At 71.9% G+C, this 18,217-nt stretch carries 16 protein-coding genes and 1 tRNA gene; 12 read left to right on the top strand and 5 right to left on the bottom strand.

Annotated features, from left to right (window positions below; all coding sequences use genetic code 11):
* Window positions 1-32: 32 nt before the first annotated feature.
* Window positions 33-119 (bottom strand) — tRNA-Ser (locus tag CG740_RS15465).
* A gap of 50 nt (window positions 120-169) precedes the next feature.
* Complete coding sequence (locus tag CG740_RS15460) at window positions 170-1,756, bottom strand: S1C family serine protease (protein ID WP_234376267.1); 1,587 nt, start codon at window positions 1,754-1,756, stop codon at window positions 170-172.
* Window positions 1,757-2,052: 296 nt separating this feature from the next.
* Here CG740_RS15460 and CG740_RS15455 point away from each other — a divergent pair, with 296 nt between their 5' ends.
* The 3 genes from CG740_RS15455 to CG740_RS15445 all read left to right on the top strand — a co-directional run bounded on the left by CG740_RS15455 (window position 2,053) and on the right by CG740_RS15445 (window position 4,751).
* Window positions 2,053-2,880, top strand: a complete 828-nt coding sequence (locus tag CG740_RS15455; protein ID WP_100575807.1) for a glycerophosphodiester phosphodiesterase — start codon at window positions 2,053-2,055, stop codon at window positions 2,878-2,880.
* A 53-nt stretch (window positions 2,881-2,933) separates the two neighbouring features.
* Window positions 2,934-3,539, top strand: coding sequence for an ATP-binding protein (locus tag CG740_RS15450; protein WP_100575702.1), 606 nt, complete (start codon window positions 2,934-2,936; stop codon window positions 3,537-3,539).
* A gap of 246 nt (window positions 3,540-3,785) precedes the next feature.
* Entirely contained in the window at window positions 3,786-4,751 is a 966-nt protein-coding gene (locus CG740_RS15445) for a DUF5926 family protein (RefSeq protein WP_100575701.1), read from the top strand.
* Window positions 4,752-4,945: 194 nt separating this feature from the next.
* Here CG740_RS15445 and CG740_RS15440 read toward each other — a convergent pair whose 3' ends face one another.
* Both CG740_RS15440 and CG740_RS15435 read right to left on the bottom strand, forming a co-directional pair.
* Complete coding sequence (locus tag CG740_RS15440) at window positions 4,946-5,488, bottom strand: hypothetical protein (RefSeq protein ID WP_100575700.1); 543 nt, start codon at window positions 5,486-5,488, stop codon at window positions 4,946-4,948.
* A gap of 205 nt (window positions 5,489-5,693) precedes the next feature.
* The gene (locus CG740_RS15435; protein WP_100575699.1) at window positions 5,694-6,356 is read right to left on the bottom strand and encodes a bifunctional DNA primase/polymerase; all 663 of its coding nucleotides are present in this window, start codon (window positions 6,354-6,356) and stop codon (window positions 5,694-5,696) included.
* 441 nt (window positions 6,357-6,797) lie between these two features.
* On the opposite strand from CG740_RS15435, the gene CG740_RS15430 reads away from it, so the two are divergent.
* A complete protein-coding gene (locus CG740_RS15430; protein ID WP_100575698.1) occupies window positions 6,798-8,285 on the top strand; it encodes a PP2C family protein-serine/threonine phosphatase in 1,488 nt (495 codons plus the stop codon).
* Window positions 8,286-8,384: 99 nt separating this feature from the next.
* Window positions 8,385-9,854 carry an aminopeptidase P family protein gene (locus CG740_RS15425; RefSeq protein ID WP_100575697.1) on the top strand — a complete coding sequence of 490 codons (1,470 nt, stop codon included), beginning with the start codon at window positions 8,385-8,387 and terminating at the stop codon, window positions 9,852-9,854.
* Window positions 9,855-9,902: 48 nt separating this feature from the next.
* Here the strand turns inward: CG740_RS15425 and CG740_RS15420 are convergent, their stop codons facing one another.
* Entirely contained in the window at window positions 9,903-10,361 is a 459-nt protein-coding gene (locus CG740_RS15420) for an ATP-binding protein (protein ID WP_100575696.1), read from the bottom strand.
* Window positions 10,362-10,610: 249 nt separating this feature from the next.
* On the opposite strand from CG740_RS15420, the gene CG740_RS15415 reads away from it, so the two are divergent.
* The 7 genes from CG740_RS15415 (at window position 10,611) to pheA (ending at window position 17,801) form a co-directional block, all read left to right on the top strand.
* On the top strand, window positions 10,611-11,453 hold the full coding sequence (locus CG740_RS15415) for a hypothetical protein (protein ID WP_100575695.1): 843 nt from the start codon (window positions 10,611-10,613) through the stop codon (window positions 11,451-11,453).
* 106 nt (window positions 11,454-11,559) lie between these two features.
* Window positions 11,560-12,291 carry a YcnI family copper-binding membrane protein gene (locus CG740_RS15410; protein ID WP_100575694.1) on the top strand — a complete coding sequence of 244 codons (732 nt, stop codon included), beginning with the start codon at window positions 11,560-11,562 and terminating at the stop codon, window positions 12,289-12,291.
* A 53-nt stretch (window positions 12,292-12,344) separates the two neighbouring features.
* The gene (locus CG740_RS15405; protein ID WP_100575693.1) at window positions 12,345-13,004 is read left to right on the top strand and encodes an SCO family protein; all 660 of its coding nucleotides are present in this window, start codon (window positions 12,345-12,347) and stop codon (window positions 13,002-13,004) included.
* Window positions 13,001-13,471 carry a copper chaperone PCu(A)C gene (locus tag CG740_RS15400; protein ID WP_100575692.1) on the top strand — a complete coding sequence of 157 codons (471 nt, stop codon included), beginning with the start codon at window positions 13,001-13,003 and terminating at the stop codon, window positions 13,469-13,471. Before CG740_RS15405 ends, CG740_RS15400 begins: the two co-directional genes overlap by 4 nt.
* Window positions 13,472-13,499: 28 nt before the next feature.
* Window positions 13,500-15,422, top strand: a complete 1,923-nt coding sequence (locus CG740_RS15395; protein ID WP_100575691.1) for a copper resistance CopC/CopD family protein — start codon at window positions 13,500-13,502, stop codon at window positions 15,420-15,422.
* Window positions 15,423-15,454: 32 nt separating this feature from the next.
* Window positions 15,455-16,747 (top strand): iron uptake transporter deferrochelatase/peroxidase subunit, encoded by a 1,293-nt coding sequence (efeB, locus tag CG740_RS15390; RefSeq protein WP_100575690.1) that lies wholly within the window; start codon window positions 15,455-15,457, stop codon window positions 16,745-16,747.
* Between the two features lie 118 nt (window positions 16,748-16,865).
* Window positions 16,866-17,801, top strand: a complete 936-nt coding sequence (pheA, locus tag CG740_RS15385) for a prephenate dehydratase (protein ID WP_100575689.1) — start codon at window positions 16,866-16,868, stop codon at window positions 17,799-17,801.
* Window positions 17,802-18,217: the final 416 nt, after the last annotated feature.

The following is an 18,217-nucleotide window of genomic DNA, read 5'->3' as shown; positions in this document are numbered from 1 at the left end:
GCCCTCTGGCCTGCTACTTCTCTGACCTGCTGCGGTGGGTGTGGGATTTGAACCCACGGTGACATCGCTGCCACGACGGTTTTCAAGACCGTTCCCTTAGGCCGCTCGGGCAACCCACCCACGCCCCGCCGGCCGGCGGCGGAAGCGGCTACAGCCTACCGGCTGCGGGTCAGTTGCTGTCGCCCTTGCGTTCGCCCAGGGTGATCGTGACCGTCGTCTCCTTGCCGTCGCGCTTGTACGTGAGGGGGACCTGGTCGCCCGGCTTGTGCGTCCAGATCTCGCTGATCAGGGTCGGCCCGCTGTCGATCGGCATGTCGCCGAACTTGGTGATCACGTCGCCGGGCTTCAGGCCGGCCTTGTCCGCGGGGCCGCCCGCGGTGATCGGCTGCTGGCTCCCGCTGCCCTGCGGCGAGATCTGCGCGCCGTCCGCGCCGCCGCCCGGGGCCGCGCCGCTGCCCTGCTGGATGCCGACCGAGGCGCCGATCACCGGGTAGACCGGCTGGCCGGTCTTGATGAGCTGCTCCGCGACGTTCTTGGCCTGGTTGATCGGGATGGCGAAGCCGAGGCCGATCGAGCCCGCCTGGGACTGGCCCATGCCGCCGCCACCGCCCGTACCCGCCGACTGGATCGCCGAGTTGATGCCGATCACCGCGCCGGCCGAATTGATCAGCGGGCCACCGGAGTTGCCCGGGTTGATGGAGGCGTCGGTCTGGAGGGCGCTCATGTACGAGGCCTTGGAGTTCTGGCCGTCGCTGGAGGCCACCGGGCGGTTCTTGGCGCTGATGATGCCCGTGGTGACGGTGTTGGAGAGGCCGAAGGGCGCGCCGATCGCGATGGTCGAGTCGCCGACCGCCACCTTGTCGGAGTCGCCGAGGGACAGCGGCTTCAAGTTGGCCGGGGCGTTCTTCAGCTTGACGACCGCCACGTCGTAACCCTGGGCGCGGCCCACGACTTCGGCGTCGTACTTCTTGCCGTTGGAGAACGTCGCGGTCAGCTTGCCGCCGCCGCTCGCCGCGGAGGCCACCACGTGGTTGTTCGTGAGGATGTGGCCTTCCTTGTCGTAGATGAAGCCGGTGCCCGTGCCGCCCTCGCCGTCGTTGCCCTGGGCGTCGATGGTCACCACGCTGGGCAGTGAGTTGGCGGCGACGCCCGCGACCGTGCCCGGGTCGCGCTTGAAGTCCTTGGGGGTGTCGGAGGAGGCGACCGTGGTGGAGCCCGAGCCGTGGTCGTCCCGGTCGGCGGCGAAGTAGCCGATCGCGCCGCCGATGCCGCCGGCCACCAGGGCGGCCGCGACCACCGCCGCGATCAGACCGCCGCCGCGCCTGCGCGGGGCCGGCTGCTGCGGGGCGCCCCACGGCTCGCCGCCGTGGCCCTGGCCGCCGCCTCCGTAGGAGGGGAGCACGGGCGGGGGCGGCGGCCAGCCCGCGCCACCGCTCTGCGGGGGCGCCGACTCGTGCGCCGCGTACGCCGGCTGGGCCGGGGCTCCCGGCGTCGCCGGCACCGGCTCGGTGGCGGACCCGGCGTACGGGGTGGCCCCTTCCGGCCGCGGCGCGGGCCGCTCGGGGACGTCCCCATGCGGGACGGGCTCGTGGGCTTCCCCGTGCGGGACGGGCTCGTGGACCAGGGTCTTGTCCGCCTCGGCGGGCGCGGCAGCCGGAGCGGCGGGGGCCGCGGCGGGCGCGGGAGGTGCAGCAGGTGCAGACGACGGGGCAGGCGGGACGGCCGGGACCGCGGTGCCCTCGTTCTCGGTGCTCACAGCTTGCTCTCCTCGGTATCCACTGGGTCTTGGGGACGGTAGGCGGTCTGGGCGTGCTCGGTGCGGGCGGTGCTCGGCGTCGCCGCCGGGCACCGGCGTGGGGCTCGGCGACATCCATGGTGCGCCTGGGGTACGACATCCGACCCCGCGCAGCCATGGTGCACCCGGGTCCGACATCCGACCCCGCACTGTGCGGATGCCTCCGCTCAGCTTTTCCCACCGCACGTCAGGCCACTGTAAGCAGGAGCTGTGTATTCGTGCGCCAACCTGTGGCCCGGCGGTGGCACGATGACGCGGTGACCCAAGCACGACAGCACAGCCCGCACCGCCCCGACCACGCCCCCGTCCAGGTGGTGGCCCATCGAGGAGCCTCCGAGGACGCCCCCGAGCACACGCTGGCCGCGTATGTGAAGGCGATCGAGGACGGGGCCGACGCCCTGGAATGCGATGTCCGCCTGACCGCCGACGGACAGCTCGTCTGCGTCCACGACCGGCGCGTCAACCGCACCTCCAACGGCCGCGGCGCCGTGTCCGCCCTGGAGCTCTCCGAGCTCGCCGCGCTCGACTTCGGCTCCTGGAAGGACAGCGAGGAGAGCCCGGACTGGGGAGACCGCGAGTTCACCTCCGTACTGACCCTGGAGCGGCTGCTCGAACTCGTCGCGGACGCCGGGCGCCGGGTGGAGCTGGCCATCGAGACCAAACACCCCACCCGTTGGGCCGGACAGGTCGAGGAGCGCCTCCTGCACCTCCTCAAGAGGTTCGGTCTCACCGAGCCGCCGCCGGCCGGTGAGACCTCCCCGGTGCGCATCATGAGCTTCTCCGCGCGGTCCCTGCACCGGGTGGCGGCGGCCGCCCCCGACATCCCGACCGTGTACCTGATGCAGTTCCTGTCGCCGCGGCTGCGCGACGGGCGGCTGCCCGCCGGGGCTCGGATCGCCGGCCCCGGCATGCGGATCGTGCGCAGCCACCCCGCCTACATCGAGCGATTGCACCGGGCGGGGCACCGGGTGCACGTCTGGACGGTCAACGAACCCGAGGACGTGGATCTGTGCGTAAGCCTCGGCGTGGAGGCAATCATCACCAACCGCCCGAAACAGGTGCTGTCCCAACTGGGCCGCGCATAACGGTCCTTACAAGGAGTGCACCGGCGCGTTCGCTCCGTGTTCGACCGTGACGAATGCGTCTCCCGTCGCCCGTTGGCCGGTTTCCGGTCCAGTCCATTGGGGCATCCACACCGTGGCGTGGGGCGAAGGAGGTCTCGGGGGTGGCGTTGGTGGTGGCACAGGAGGTGCCCACGTCGTCGAGCATGGCCGTACCCCATGGCCCTGCGGGCGTGGGCAAGGCACGACACACGATGCGTGAGCAGCTGCTCGGCAGCGGGGTGTCCGATTCGGTCGTGGACGATGCCGTACTGATCCTGTCCGAACTGCTCAGCAATGCCTGCCGGCACGGCAGGCCGCTGGGGCGGGCGGACATAGGCGACGGCGATGTCCGGGCGGCCTGGCGGATCGACAAGGCGGGGCGGCTGACCGTCGAGGTGACGGACGGGGGCGGCCCGACCAGACCGGTCCCCGCGACCCCTTCGGTGACCGCGCGCGGCGGCCGGGGGCTGAACATCATCAGCGCCCTCGCCCAGGACTGGGGCGTCCGGGACAGCGCGTCCGGCGAGGTGACCGTGTGGGTGATCCTCCTTGCGGGGCATCGCCGCGACGATTTCGCTACGCGCGTTGCGGGCCCGGGAGCGGCACTGGAGTTCGCGGACGCCTTCGACGACCTGGACTGACCGGGAACGCAGGCCGGCCGCGGACCGGGGCCGGCCGCGGTCCAGAGCCGTGGCCGTGCGCGGCGGGTCCGCGGGCACGCCGAGCGCGGTCCGGGCCCGTGGCCGTGCGCGGCGGTCCGCGGGCACGCCGACCGCCTCCGGGGCAGGGCCGGGAAACCGGCTCGGCCGCCCGGGGCCGGTGCGTGCGGCTAGGCTCGCGCCCGACACAGCGACACCGCACCACCGCAGTCGGGAGAGAGCCCCACCATGGCCAAGAAGCGTCCCCAGGCGAAGGCCGGCAAGCCGCAGATCAGCGACGGGGAGATCCCGGTCGTCGGGGCCCGTGAGCCCTGCCCCTGCGGCTCCGGCCGCCGTTACAAGGCCTGTCACGGGCGGGCCGCGTCGCACGCCGTGACCGAGCTGGTCCAGCGCCCCTTCGAGGGCCTGGCCGGCGAGTGCGACTGGGTCGCGCTGCGCGAGCTGGTCCCGGCCGCGACCGTCCCGCTGACCCTGAAGGGCGGCCTGCCCGAGGGCGTGCCGGCGGTGACCCTCGCGACCGTGCTGCCGATGGCGTGGCCCGCGCTGCGCCGCGAGGACGGCTCGGTACTGCTCGGCCTCCAGAACGACACCCCCTCCGGCGACCTCAGCCGCGACCTGGCCGACACCCTCAAGCGCGCACTGATCGCCGAGCCCGGCTCGCCGGTCGCCGCCCAGCGCGCCGAGCCCGACGGCGTACGCCTTCAGGACCTGCTCGACCCGGCCGCGGCCTTCGAGCCCGAGGTGCACACCGGCTTCGAGTTCTGGGTGCCGGACGCGGAGGGTGCCGCGACCGAGGTGGCGGCCTCCCTGGAGCGCGCCAACGCCGCCGCGATCCCGACCGTACGGCTGAAGTCGGTCGACTCCTCCTACTGGTGCGAGACGCCGGAGAAGAACCACCTGCGGTGGGTCATGCCGCACGCCGAGGAGAAGCTGCTCGACGCGCTGGCCCGGCTGCACGCGGCCGGCACGTCCTCGCTCGGCGAGGGCACCCGTCTCGTCGGATCCTTCCGGGCGCACGGTCTGACCGTGCCGGTGTGGGACCTGCCGAGCGACATGGGCGCCGAGGAGTGCGAGAAGCCGGCCGCCGAGTTCGCCGAGCGGCTCGCCGGGGCGCTGGCCAGCGAGGAGCCGCTGACCGCGGAGGAGCGCCGGGCGCGCGGCGGGCTCACCAACCGCCAAGTGACCCTCAGCTGAGAGTGACGGAAGAGGCGGTTCGGACCCCGGAACAGGTGACTCCTGTCACAACTCCCCGTACTGACAGGTAAATCGGTGTCCGAATTACCGAGATCGAATTTGCGAACGACCGATCTCTTGTTACCGTTCTAAGAGCCCGGTCGCTGGTGCATCCCCCGTCGCCAGCGACCGGGCCCTTCCATGTGCGGGTTCGGTCAACGAGCCGCGGGTTCCGATGAGTTGCTACCGGAACGCAGCAGCAGCGGTGAGTCCTCTCCCGCCCCCGAGAACTCCGCGATCGCCGAGTACGCCCCCGCGTCCGCGGATCCGCCGGTCCGGCCCTGCCGCGGGCTCTCGCAGGAATCCGGCTGGTCGTCGGCCGCGACCCGGCAGTTCGTCTCGACGGTCCGCCCGCCCGGGCCCATCAGCGTCAGCACCGCGCGCAACTCCTGACCGGTGGCATTGCGGTAGTAGGTACGCGCCCAGGTGTCACGCCCCTGCCGCAGGACACAGGTCTGCGCCTCGACCCCTTCGGGGGAGACCAGTTCGGGCCCGCAGTGGGCGGTGGCGTCCAGCGCGGCCCGGCCCAGTGGCTTGTTCATCCGCACGAGAGCCGCCCCGAGGGAACTTTTTGCGTCATCCGCCGCGCTCTTGTGCTCGGGTCCTCCGGCCGGCCCCGCGGAGGCGACGAGCGGCAGCAGCACGGTGCCCACCACGACGGCGGTGAGCCCGGCGACGCGGAGGTGCTGGAGATTCATGGAGGGGACCCGCCTGCCCTGGAATTCCTGATGGTGGGCCGAAGATATCCACGGAAACCGGGCGTCCCGTGATGCGCACGCCCAATTCCCGTACAACCAGGGCCCGCTCGCACCCGAAAGAGTGAAGGCGGCCCGGGAACCGGACCGCCTTCTCGCTCATTGGGCGGCCCGGCTCCCGCCTGCTCGTTTCCGGGCCCGCCCGCTCTCAGTACGCCAGCCGGCTCCCGCCGTCCGGGGCGCTGGTGCTCGCCTCGACCAGCGCGTCCACCACCGCCTCCACATCCGGCAGCCAGGGCCCGCCGGATCCCGACGCGGGACGCTCCCAGCGGATCTGCCCCTTGCCGGTCCGCGACGGGGGCAGCACCAAGTAGCCGCCCTCGCTGTGGAACCGCAGCGAACTGGGCACCCAGTCCTTGGAGTAGAGCAGTTCGCCCAGGCGCTCCATCGAGTACGGAGCCACCAGGAGCGACCACCGGGTGGGTGTCGCCACGACCGGGCCGAGCCGCACGCCCATGGCGTCCAGGGCGGCGAGCGCCCGGGCGCCGGCCAGGGCCGGGAGGCTGATCGCGCAGGGTGCTCCGGCGCCGGTGGCGAGCAGGACCGGCGCGTCCGGCCGGTTCGTCCACCACCAGCGGATCATGCGCTCGTCGGTGGTCGCCGCGAGCAGTACGGGGTCGAAGGGGTGCGCCCCGGGCACCACGCATTCAGGGTCGGGACAGGCACAGCCGCGCCCGTCCGCGGCCAGTCCCACGCCGGGGAGCACGGGCCATTTCCATTGGGTCGCACAGGTCAGCGCGGCGCCGAGCTGAGCAGCCCTTTCACTGCGCCGGAACCGGAACCTGCGTCGCCTTCCGAGGATCTCGCGCATGAGCGCTCGTTCCTTTCCGTTGAACGCCGAGTCCACATCACACCATGTGTGCATCTCTTCACTGCGCGTACTCGCTCTGTGAACCTGCGGTACGGGGCACCCGCCAGGACCGAACACGGACGGTCACCACTGGCTGCGACGGCCACTGCCCGTAACCATTTAAAGCATGGCGAAGGGTGGCGCGTACGTGGCGCTTGCCGTCCTGCGTACAAAAACCCCGCCGCTCGGGGATGGGGCGTGGCCGGACGGCTCTTAAGACGCTCAGGCCGACCACAAGGTTCCGAGGCGCCCTCAACTGCCCCGGACCACACCGATTACGTACCCAACGCGGTTGAAACGACGCACAGTTGAACGGCCTCAGTCGACCCCAGCACCGGGCCACCAGGATCATTTTTTGGCCAACTTCTACGCCCCACGGACACCAATAGTCCCGCTATGACAATGCTGGACATCCCCTCACTTGTGCGTGTACATGTGGATGCACTGATAGCGGCGCAGAATGACATGGGGGTTTGCGATGCTATTGCGCAGAATCGACCAGTCGGAAAGCCGGCTGCCATGAGCGCCCCTCACCTGCCGAAAGTGGCTGGAATCGATCCAGCCGTTCCGCCCCCCGCGCACACTCATGCGCCGCTGCCCTCGCCCGTCGCGCACACCCCGCCCGGCGCGGTGCTCCAGGACCGCCTCGCCGGCTGGGTCTCCGACCTCACCACGCTCCACGAACTCACCGAGCGCCTCGCCCGCACCACCGTCCTCGACGACGCCCTCGACGAACTCCTGAAGGCGGGCGCCGCCCTGGTCGGCGCCCGCCGCGGCCTGGTCGTCCTGGAGCCCTCCGACGGGCTCGGCCCGACCGTCACCAAGGGCCTGGGGCTCGCCCACGCCGACCTCGGCCACATCGAGACCGTGCCGCGCAGCGTCACCGCGTACGGCCGCATCCTCGACGGCCTCCCCGGCGCCGACGGCGGCTGCGACCTCATGGCGGAGGGCGACGGGCTCGACCCCCGCCACCGCGAGGTCGCCGCCCGCCTGGGCTACGCCGCCAGCTACGCGCTGCCCCTCGCCGCCGAGTCGGCGGGCCGGCTCGGCGCCGCCGTCTGGCTGTACGACGAGAGCGCGGAGCCCGTCGAGCGCCAGCGGCACCTGGCCGGCCTCTACATCCGGTACGCGGCCGAACACCTGGCCCGGCTCATCGAGCTGGAGCGCGCCCGCACCCATGTGGCCACCGTCGCCGAGGAGCTGCTGCCCAGCCGGCTGCCCCGGGTCGCCCGCGTCCAGCTGGCCGCCCGCCACCGCACCGGGCCGCGCGGCGGCGGCGACTGGTACGACGCGCTGCCGCTTCCGGAGGGCGCGCTCGGCCTCGCGGTCGGCTCCGTCACCGGCGCGGGGCCCAGCGCCGTGGCCGCGATGGGCCGGCTGCGCGCCAGCCTGCGGGCGTACGCCGTCATGGAGGGCGAGGACCCGGTCGCGGTGCTCTCCGACCTCGAACTGCTGCTGCGCCTGACCGAGCCGGCCCGCTCGGCGACCGCCCTGTTCGCCTACTGCGAGCCCGCCCGGCGCAAGATCGTCCTGGCCGGGGCCGGACACGCACCGCCGCTGGTCATCGGGGACCGGCGCACCGAGTTCGTGGAGACCTCGCTCTCGGCGCCGCTCGGCATGCTGGCCTGCTGGGAGGCGCCCAGCGTGGAGCTGTCGCCCGACCCCGGAGAAACGGTGCTGCTCTACACCGACGGGCTGCTGCACCGCACCGGCGAGCCCATGGACCGCGCCTTCGCCCGGCTGCACGCGGCCGCGGCGAGCGTCCCCAAGGCGATCCGCGACGATCCGGACGCCGTGCTCGACCACGTACTGCGCACGGTCCTTCCGGACGGCCTGGACGAGGCGGACGGCGCCGAGGACGTGGTGATGCTCGCGGCCCGCTTCGCCTAGGGACACGCCTGCGCCCCGGTAAGAGGCACTAGGACCCTGGACCCCCTTCCGCACACCCGTACGATGGAAGGCGGCCCAGTGTCGTACCAAGGAGCAGACGTGTCAGAGGAGCTCGCCCCGGCGACCCCGGAAGAGACCACCGACGAGAAGCCGATCCAGCAGCGGAAGAACGGCCTGTACCCGGGCGTCTCCGACGAGCTGGCCGAGAACATGAAGTCCGGCTGGGCCGACACCGAGCTGCGCGGCCTGGAGCCGATCGCGCAGGCCGGCCACACCGCCGACCGTCGCGCCGCGCTCTCCCGGCGCTTCCCGGGCGAGCGTCTGGTGATCCCCGCGGGCAACCTGAAGACCCGCTCCAACGACACCGAGTACAGCTTCCGCGCCTCCACCGAGTACGCGTACCTCACCGGTGATCAGACCGAGGACGGCGTCCTGGTCCTGGAGCCCACCGAGGACGGGCACGAGGCGACGATCTACCTGCTGCCCCGCTCCAACCGCGAGAACGGCGAGTTCTGGCTTTCGGGCACCGGCGAGCTGTGGGTCGGCCGCCGCCACTCCCTGGCCGAGGCCGAGCAGCTGCTCGGGCTGCCCGCCAAGGACGTCCGCGAGCTGGCCGGGGCCCTCGCGGAGGCAACCGGTCCGGTCCGCAACGTGCGGGGCCACGACGCGGCCATCGAAGCCGCGCTCACCGACAAGGTCACCGCCGAGCGCGACGAAGAGCTGCGCGTGTACCTGTCCGAGGCGCGCCTGGTGAAGGACGCGTTCGAGATCGCGGAGCTGCAGAAGGCCTGCGACTCGACCGCCCGCGGCTTCGAGGACGTCGTCAAGGTGCTCGACAAGGCCGAGGCGACCAGCGAGCGCTACATCGAGGGAACGTTCTTCCTGCGCGCCCGCGTCGAGGGCAACGACATCGGCTACGGCTCGATCTGCGCCGCGGGCCCGCACGCCACCACCCTGCACTGGGTGCGCAACAACGGCGAGGTCCGCTCCGGCGACCTGCTGCTCCTGGACGCGGGCGTGGAGACCAACGAGCTCTACACCGCCGACATCACGCGCACCCTGCCGATCAACGGCACCTTCTCGCCGCTCCAGCGCAAGATCTACGACGCGGTGTACGAGGCCCAGGAGGCGGGCATCGCGGCGGTGAAGCCGGGCGCTCCCTACCGCGACTTCCACGACGCCGCCCAGCGCGTGCTCGCCGAGAAGCTCGTCTCGTGGGGCCTGCTCGGCGACCTGGACGTCGACAAGGTCCTGGAGCTCGGCCTCCAGCGCCGCTGGACCCTGCACGGCACCGGTCACATGCTCGGCATGGACGTCCACGACTGCGCGGCCGCGCGCACCGAGACGTACGTCGGCGGCGACCTGGAGGCGGGTATGTGCCTGACCGTCGAGCCCGGTCTCTACTTCCAGGCCGACGACCTGACCGTGCCCGAGGAGTACCGCGGCATCGGCGTCCGGATCGAGGACGACATCCTGGTCACCGAGGACGGCAACGATAACCTCTCCGCCGCGCTGCCGCGCCGCTCGGACGAGGTCGAGGCGTGGATGGCCCAGGTCAAGCAGGCCTGATTCGGCTCTTGTCGGCCGGCTCGTCCGTCAGCGCCGGGGGCGCGCCGCTCAGGACACCTTGAGCAGCGCGCCCTCGCGCCATTTCAGGATCTTGTCGAAGCTGACCACCGCGCCCCGGCCGGGCCGGTTCCTGAAGTGCACATGGTCGGCGAGCTGTTCGATGAGGCCGAGGCCCCTGCCGTGTTCGGCCAGGGTGCCCGTTCTGGCCGCGAGCGCGGGACGCCGGCCGCGCCGCGCGGGAAAGCCCGGCCCCGAGTCGGCGACCTCGATGCGGCACTTCTCGCCGTCGAGGTAGGCGGTGACCCGGTAGGCCGCCGACGCGCTGTCCGGCACCGGGTCCCCGCCGTGCTCGACCGCGTTGGCGCACGCCTCGCTGAGGGCGACCGACAGGTCGTAGGAGATGTCGGGATCGACCCCGGCGGTCTCCATCGTGCCGAGCAGGAGACGACGGGCGAGCGGAACGCTCGCAGCCTCGCGCCGCAAGTGGAGAGACCACCAGATGCTCATGCTCCAGCCTCCTGGCTGCGGCTCGACAAGGCCTTCTCTCTACGGGCGCAGTATTGCCGCAACTACCCCTTGGTAAGCCACCTCTTGACGTGATGGCGCCCATTCGGCGGATGTACGCGCCCCGCACGCCGGTGTAAAGCACCCCGGACGCCTCCCCTCCGCTTCACCGGAACCCCCGCCCCGTATCAAAGACGACCTTCCGGACCTGCCGTATGGAGCGGGTAAGCGCAGTGCGATGATGGCCCCGCCATGTCTACCCCCCACGCCCCAGCAGGCGCCGGTCTCCGGCTGCTCCGGGCCGCGGTGTTCGCCGCGGTCTGCGTCGTGCTGTCCGCGATGGGACACGTCATGGCGGCCTGTGCGAGCGTCCCGTGGTGGACACTGCTCGCCGGTTTCCTCGGGGTGTTCGCAGTGGTGGCACCGCTCGCCGGGCGCGAGCGTTCGCTCGCGCCGATCGCGGGCGCCCTCGCGGCCGGACAGCTCGGCCTGCACACCCTGTTCGGCGTCGGCCAGCACACGGCCTCCGCCGCCGGCACCGGGTCCACCGGGGACCTCCCGGTGGTCCAGTTCGCCGCCAAGCTGCTCTGCGGAAACGGCGCCGCCCCGCTCAGCGCGGCGGACGCCCGGCGCATCGTCACGGACGCGGGCATCGACCCCACCCGGGTCGCGGGCCATGCCGCGATGCCCGGCATGTCCCACATGGCCGGGATGATGCCGGTCCCGAGCGGTTCCGGCACCGGCTCCGCGTCGCTCGCCGCCTCGCTGCTGCCGACGCTGCCCATGCTGCTCTGCCATCTGCTGGCGGCGCTCGCCACCGGCTGGCTGCTGCGGCGCGGCGAGGCCGCCCTGTTCGGGGCGGTGCGACTGGCCGCCGAGTCCGTCACGACCGCGGCCGAGGCCGCCTCCGTACGCTCCCTGCGCCGGGCCCTGTCCTTCGCGGCGGCCCTGTGTGCCGGGCTCCTGTCCGCCGCGGGCCGGCGCCCGCGCGCGGCCGGCACGGATCCCCGCGCGGCGCTGCCCCTGCCCGGGGCGGCACTTCAGCACTCGGTGATCAGGCGCGGCCCGCCCCCGGCGTACGCCCTCGCAGCCTGAACGCGGCCCACTCCCCTCACGTACCGCAGGAGTGGTGTCGCGGGTCCCCGTGCACCCGTGCGCGGTGGACGTCCCCACCCTTCCTGCTCACTGGAGTGTCTCTGCCATGAACGCTGCCCGTTCGCGCACCCGTGTCGCCGTCGTCTCCTCGATCGCGGCGGGTTCCGTCCTGCTGCTCTCGGGAACGGCCTTCGCCCACGTCACCGTCCAGCCCGAGGGGGCGGCCGCCAAGGGCGGTTACGCCGTCGTCGACTTCAAGGTGCCCAACGAGCGCGACAACGCCAAGACGGTCAAGGTCGAGGTCAACTTCCCGACCGACCACCCGCTGGCGTCCGTCATGCCGCAGCCGGTCCCGGGCTGGAACGTCGAGGTCACCAAGTCCAAGCTGGACAAGCCCCTGACCGTGCACGGCAAGCAGATCAACGAGGCCGTCACCAAGGTGACCTGGAGCGGCGGGGCGATCGAGTCCGGCCAGTTCCAGAAGTTCCCGCTGTCCATCGGCTCACTGCCCACCGACACCGACCAGCTCGTCTTCAAGGCGCTCCAGACGTACGACAACAACGAGGTCGTGCGCTGGATCGAGGAGGCCAAGAAGGGCGCGCCCGAGCCCGCCAACCCGGCTCCCACCCTTCAGCTGACCGCCGCCGCGGCCGGCGGGGACGACGACGCGGCGCCCACCGCCGACAACAAGAGCGCGTCCGGCCAGAAGACCCAGGCCTCGTCCTCCTCGTCGTCGGACACCGACAACACCGCCCGGATCCTCGCCGTCGTGGGCATCGTCGTCGGCGTCGCCGGGGTGGCCTTCGGCGTATTCGCCGGACGCCGCCGCTCCGCGTAACGCGCACCCCGCACCTGCACCCCATCCACCGGAAAAGACCGGAAAATCACCTCATGCGCACCAAGACCGCGCTGACCGCCGCAGCTCTGGCTGCGGCGGCGGCGCTCACCCTGACCGCGTGCGGCGGCAGCGGCGACAGCGGCTCCAAGAGCCCCGTCGCCGACGTGTCCGCCTCGGCGAAGACCCAGGCCGCGACGCTGCTCGACCGGCCGTTCACCAAGCCCGACTTCGTCCTCACCGACACCAGCGGCAAGAAGTTCGACTTCCGCGCCGAGACCAAGGGCAAGCCGACGCTCATCTACTTCGGCTACACCCACTGCCCCGACGTCTGCCCGCTCACCATGGGCAACATCGCCGTCGCCAAGAAGTCGCTGCCCAAGGCCGACCAGGACAAGCTCCAGGTCGTCTTCGTCACGACCGACCCGGACCGCGACACCCCCGCCTCGCTCGGCCAGTGGCTCAAGGGCCAGGACCCGTCCTTCATCGGCCTGACCGGCGACTTCGCCACCATCCAGAAGGGCGCCCGCTCGATCGGCATCGGCATCGACCCGGCCACCAAGGACAAGGACGGCAAGGTCGTCTCGATGCACGGGGCCCAGGTCATCGCCTTCTCCCCCAAGACCGACCAGGGCTACGTCCTGTACGGCGAGGACGCCACCGTCGCCGACTACACCAAGGACCTGCCGAAGATCATCAAGGGGGAGAACCCGTGAACCGCCGCACCACCCGTGCCGTCCGCCCGACCGTCGCCGCCGTCATAGCCCTGTCCGCCGGGCTGGCCCTCGCGGGCTGCTCCGACAGCGCGGATGCCAAGCCGAAGCTCCAGGTGAGCGATGCGTTCATGCCGCAGCCGACCAGCGACATGGCCGGCGGCTTCCTCGTCGTCAAGAACGACAGCAAGACCGCCGACAAGCTCACCAAGGTCACCAGCGACCTGTCGGACGACATCACGATCCACGAGACGAAGGACCAGAAGATGCAGGAGGTGAAGTCCTTCGACATCCCCGCGAACGGCGAGCTGGACCTGGAGCGCGGCGGCAACCACATCATGTTCATGGGGCTCAAGACGAAGCCGAAGCAGGGCCAGAAGGTCACCGTCGAGCTGCACTTCGAGAAGGCCGACCCGGTCAAGGTCGACCTGCCGGTCAAGGAAGCGACCTACAACCCGAAGCACCACTGAGGCATCCAGAGGGACTTGAGGGACTGACATGACGGCCACCGCCCCACCCCTTCACACCCTGACGCGCCGCAGCCTGACCCGGCTGCTCCTCGTCACGGTGGCGCTGCTCGGCGCGCTCCTCGCGGGCGCCGTGCCCGCGTCCGCGCACGCCGCACTGACGGGTAGCGACCCGAAGGACGGGGCGGTGGTCGCGACCGCCCCGGCCCAGGTCTCCCTCACCTTCTCCGAGGGCGTCGCCCTGGACGCCAACTCCATCCGGGTCCTGGACCCCACCGGCAAGCGCTCCGACACCGCCGAACTGGTCAACCTGTGCAGCGGGGACATCGTCAAGTACGGCGTCCGGCTGCGGACCGGCCTCCCCAACGGCACCTACACGGTGGCCTGGCAGGCGATCTCCGCCGACAGCCACCCCGTGTCCGGCGCCTTCACCTTCTCCATCGGCGCCCCCTCCGCGACCGCCGCGGTCGTCCCCAGCCAGGAGGTGGGCGGCGGCCTCGTCGGCGTCCTGTACGGCATCGCGCGGTACGCGGCGTACGCCGGCTTCGTGCTGCTCACCGGCGGCGCGGCCTTCGTGCTCGCCTGCTGGCGGCGCGGCGCCACGGTCGGTCCGGTGCAGCGCGTCGTCGTCGGCGGCTGGCTCACCATGACCGCGGCCACCCTCGCGATGCTGCTGCTGCGCACCCCCTACACGGGCTCCGGGAAACTCTCCGACGCCTTCGACCTGAACGGGCTGCGGGCCGTCCTGGAGACCAAGCCGGGCGCGGCGCTCATCTCCCGGCTGCTGCTGCTCGGCGCCGCCGCGCTGTTCGTCTCCGTCCTGTTCGGCGCGTACGCCAAACGGGAGGACGAGGCCGAGAAGAAGGACCTCACCTTCGGCCTGGCCATCGGCGGGACCGTCGTCGCCGCCGGACTCGCGGCCACCTGGGCGCTCGCCGAGCACGCCTCCACGGGCCTGCAACCCGGCATCGCCATGCCCGTCGACGTCCTGCACCTGCTGGCCGTGGCGACCTGGCTCGGCGGCCTCACCACCCTGCTCGTCGTCCTCTTCCGCGCCCCCGGCATCGAACGCGCGGCCGTCCTGCGCTTCTCGCGCATCGCGTTCTGGAGCGTGGCCGTCCTCGCCGCGACCGGTGTCTACCAGTCCTGGCGGCAGGTCGGCACCTGGTCCGCGCTCGTCGACACCGCCTACGGTCAGCTGCTGCTCGTCAAGGTCGGCCTGGTGGCCGTCCTGGTCGCCACGGCCTCCGTATCGCGCCGCTGGACCGCGCGCCTGTCCGAGCACACCGCCCCGGAGGCCGAGGCCGCCTCCATCGTCGAGCAGCGGTCCGGCGAAGCCGAGCCCGAGCCCGTCACCGTGCCCGACGACGGCAAGGACACCAAGCGGGCCGCCCAACTCGCGCGCCAGCAGGCCGCGATGAGCACCGCCCGCGAGAAGCGGATCCGCGACGCCGACCCGGAGCGGACCGGGCTGCGCCGCACCGTGCTCGCCGAAGCCGGCGTCGCCGTGGTGCTGCTCGCCGTCACCACCGTGCTGACCCAGACCGAGCCCGCCCGCACCCAGCAGGCCGTGGACCGGGCGAAGGCCGGCTCCCAGGTCGCCGTCGCGGACCGGCCGGTCGACATCCGGCTGCCCTTCGACACCGGCGGCCAGAACGGCAAGGGCACCGTGGAGCTCACCCTCGACCCGGGTCGCACCGGCGCCAACGACCTGCACATCTATCTCCAGGACCCGGCCGGCAAGCCCAAGGACGCGCCCGAGGTGAAGGTCGCCTTCACCCTCGCCGCGAAGTCGGTCGGCCCGCTGCCCGTCGTGCCCGACCACGTCACCACCGGACACTGGAGCGCGAGCGGCGTACAGCTCCCGATGGCGGGCGACTGGCAGATCTCGGTGACCGTACGCACCTCCGAGATCGACGAGACCACCGTGGACAAGAACGTCAAGATCGGCTGAGTCGACTGACATGAGCGGGACGTTGAACTGACATGAGCGAGACCAAGAACGCCGAGAACGCCGCGCGGACCCGGGACGCCTCCCCCGAGTCCGGCGGCCCCGACATCTCCCGGCGCAAGCTGCTCGGCACCGTGGGCGCGGTCGGCGTCGGCGGTCTGGCGCTCGGTGCGGCGGGCGGGGCCGCGGCCTACGCGGCCGTCGAAGGCCCCGACGACACCAGCCCGTTGGCCTCGGTCGGTTCCACGGAGGTGATGTTTCACGGGAAACATCAAGCGGGGATCACCACTCCGCTTCAGTCCACCGGCCATCTCATCGCCTTCGACCTCGCCCCCGGCGCCGGACGCAAGGAGGCCGCCGCCCTGATGCGGCGCTGGTCGGCCACGGCCCGGGCCCTGATGGCGGGCGAGCCCACGGGCAGCGCCGACACCGGCGTCGCCCTGGACGCCGGTCCCTCCTCGCTGACCGTCACCTTCGGCTTCGGCCACAGCTTCTTCGACCGTACGCAGCTGACCGACCGGCGCCCCAGCCAGCTGGACCCGCTGCCCGACTTCTCCTCCGACCAACTGGACGCCCAGCGCTCGAACGGCGACCTGTGGGTGCAGATCGGCGCCGACGACGCGCTGGTCGCCTTCCACGCACTGCGCGCGATCCAGCAGGACGCCGGTTCGGCGGCCAAGGTGCGCTGGCAGATGAACGGCTTCAACCGCACGCCGGGCGCCACCGCGAAGCCCCTGACCGCCCGCAACCTGATGGGCCAGATCGACGGCACCAACAACCCCAAGCCCACCGACGCCGACTTCGACCAGCGCATCTTCGTCCCCGACACCGCACAGCCGGCGTGGATGGCGGGCGGCTCGTACGCCGTCGTACGCCGCATCCGGATGCTGCTCGACACCTGGGAGAAGCTGCCGCTGACCGAACAGGAGCAGGCGGTCGGCCGCAAGAAGTCGAACGGCGCACCTCTTTCGGGCGGTTCCGAGACGACGAAGATGCAGCTCGACAAGTTCGGTCCGGACGGCAAACCGGTCATCGCGCTGAACGCCCACGCCCGCATCGCCGCCCCCGAACAGAACGGCGGCGCGGCCATGCTGCGGCGCGCTTTCTCCTTCCACGACGGCATCGCCGCGGACGGCACCCCCGACGCGGGACTGCTCTTCGTCGCCTGGCAGGCCGACCCGCTCAAGGGCTTCGTACCGGTCCAGCGCAAGCTCGACCGCGGGGACGCGCTCTCCGCGTTCCTGCGGCACGAGTCGAGCGGCCTGTTCGCGGTGCCGGGCGGGCCGCGGGCCGGCGAGTACGTGGGCCAGCGGCTTCTGGAGTCGTGACGGCCGGGCCGGGACACCGAGCGGGCGCGGTCGGCCGGTCCGGCGGGCGGGGCCGCCCGGTGGGACGCTCGCGGGGAGCGGTGGGTGCCCGTGACTTCGGGCCATTAGTGTGACGTGCATGTCCGCCACGCGATACACCTATCTGGGTCCCGAGGGCACGTTCACCGAGGCCGCCCTGCGCACGCTCCCCGAGGCCGCCACCCGTGAACTGGTCCCGATGGTGTCCGTGCCGGCCGCCCTGGACGCGGTCCGCAGCGGGGAGGCGGCCGCGGCCCTGGTCCCGATCGAGAACTCGGTGGAGGGCGGCATCACCGCCACCCTGGACGCGCTGGTCTCGGGCGAACCGCTGATGATCTACCGCGAGGTACTGCTCTCCATCAAGTTCGCGCTGCTCGTGCGCCCGGGCACGACGCTCGCCGACATCAAGACCGTCACCGCGCACCCGGCCGCCCAGCCCCAGGTCCGCAACTGGCTGAAGGCGAACCTGCCCGAGGCGCTCTGGGAGTCCTCCGCCTCCAACGCGGACGGCGCCCGCCTGGTCCAGGAGGGCCGCTACGACGCGGCGTTCGCGGGCGAGTTCGCGGCGGCGACCTACGGCCTTGAGCCGCTGATCACCGAGATCCACGACGCGGTCAACGCCCAGACCCGCTTCGTGCTCGTCGGCCGCCCGGCCCGCCCGGCGGCGCCGACCGGCGCGGACAAGACCTCGGTCGTCCTGTGGCAGCGCGACGACCACCCCGGCGCCCTGCTCGAACTGCTCCAGGAGTTCTCGGTGCGCGGGGTCAACCTGATGCTGCTCCAGTCCCGGCCCACCGGCCAGGGCATCGGCAACTACTGCTTCGCCATCGACGCCGAGGGCCACATCGCGGACCGCAGGGTGGGGGAGGCACTGATGGGGCTCCGGCGGATCTGCCCCGAGGTGCGCTTCCTCGGCTCGTACCCGAGGGCGGAGATGACGCTCGACGACGTACGGGCGCTGCGGCCGGGCACCTCGGACGCAGAGTTCGTGGAGGCGGCGGAGTGGCTGGCCCGCTGCCAGGACGGGCGCGCGTAGGACCGCTCGGCGCGGGTGCGTGCGAGTGCTCGGCGCGGGTCCGTGTAACGGCGCTCGGCACGGGTTCGCGCAACGGCGCTCGACTGGGGTGCCACAGCAGCAGTCGACGGAGGCGACGGGACGGTCGTCCCCAGGCCCCGCACTGCCCGACGACCGGTCCTACCTGCTGATTTTCGCTGTCCACAAAGTTATCCACAGGCCTGCTTCTCGACCTGTGGGTAAGTCGACAACACAACCGGACACAGTCGACAAATCCCTCTAGTGACGCCACATCGGTCCACAGGGCGACAGGACATCCTCTGTCACCTCAATTACATTGATCAACTCTTTAGAGCGAGCAATTCCCACCCGAATGAGTGTGTGGAGCGGGTTTGGGAGGGGAATCCTGGGTCCCGCATGCGGCTTTCGGAATGATC

Source organism: Streptomyces sp. CB01201 (genome assembly GCF_002803085.1).
In the GTDB taxonomy this organism is placed as follows: Bacteria; Actinomycetota; Actinomycetes; order Streptomycetales; family Streptomycetaceae; genus Streptomyces; species Streptomyces hundungensis.
This window is presented reverse-complemented; position numbering and strand designations above follow the sequence as displayed.

What these genes read in the sequence shown, in the direction of transcription:
- CG740_RS15450 (WP_100575702.1), top strand. Translation starts at nt 2,934, where the DNA reads ATGCGTCTCCCGTCGCCCGTTGGCCGGTTTCCGGTCCAGTCCATTGGG.
- CG740_RS15445 (WP_100575701.1), top strand. Translation starts at nt 3,786, where the DNA reads ATGGCCAAGAAGCGTCCCCAGGCGAAGGCCGGCAAGCCGCAGATCAGC.
- CG740_RS15440 (WP_100575700.1), bottom strand. Translation starts at nt 5,488, where the DNA reads ATGAATCTCCAGCACCTCCGCGTCGCCGGGCTCACCGCCGTCGTGGTG.
- CG740_RS15435 (WP_100575699.1), bottom strand. Translation starts at nt 6,356, where the DNA reads ATGCGCGAGATCCTCGGAAGGCGACGCAGGTTCCGGTTCCGGCGCAGT.
- CG740_RS15430 (WP_100575698.1), top strand. Translation starts at nt 6,798, where the DNA reads ATGCTGGACATCCCCTCACTTGTGCGTGTACATGTGGATGCACTGATA.
- CG740_RS15420 (WP_100575696.1), bottom strand. Translation starts at nt 10,361, where the DNA reads ATGAGCATCTGGTGGTCTCTCCACTTGCGGCGCGAGGCTGCGAGCGTT.
- CG740_RS15415 (WP_100575695.1), top strand. Translation starts at nt 10,611, where the DNA reads ATGTCTACCCCCCACGCCCCAGCAGGCGCCGGTCTCCGGCTGCTCCGG.
- CG740_RS15410 (WP_100575694.1), top strand. Translation starts at nt 11,560, where the DNA reads ATGAACGCTGCCCGTTCGCGCACCCGTGTCGCCGTCGTCTCCTCGATC.
- CG740_RS15405 (WP_100575693.1), top strand. Translation starts at nt 12,345, where the DNA reads ATGCGCACCAAGACCGCGCTGACCGCCGCAGCTCTGGCTGCGGCGGCG.
- CG740_RS15395 (WP_100575691.1), top strand. Translation starts at nt 13,500, where the DNA reads ATGACGGCCACCGCCCCACCCCTTCACACCCTGACGCGCCGCAGCCTG.
- efeB (WP_100575690.1), top strand. Translation starts at nt 15,455, where the DNA reads ATGAGCGAGACCAAGAACGCCGAGAACGCCGCGCGGACCCGGGACGCC.
- pheA (WP_100575689.1), top strand. Translation starts at nt 16,866, where the DNA reads ATGTCCGCCACGCGATACACCTATCTGGGTCCCGAGGGCACGTTCACC.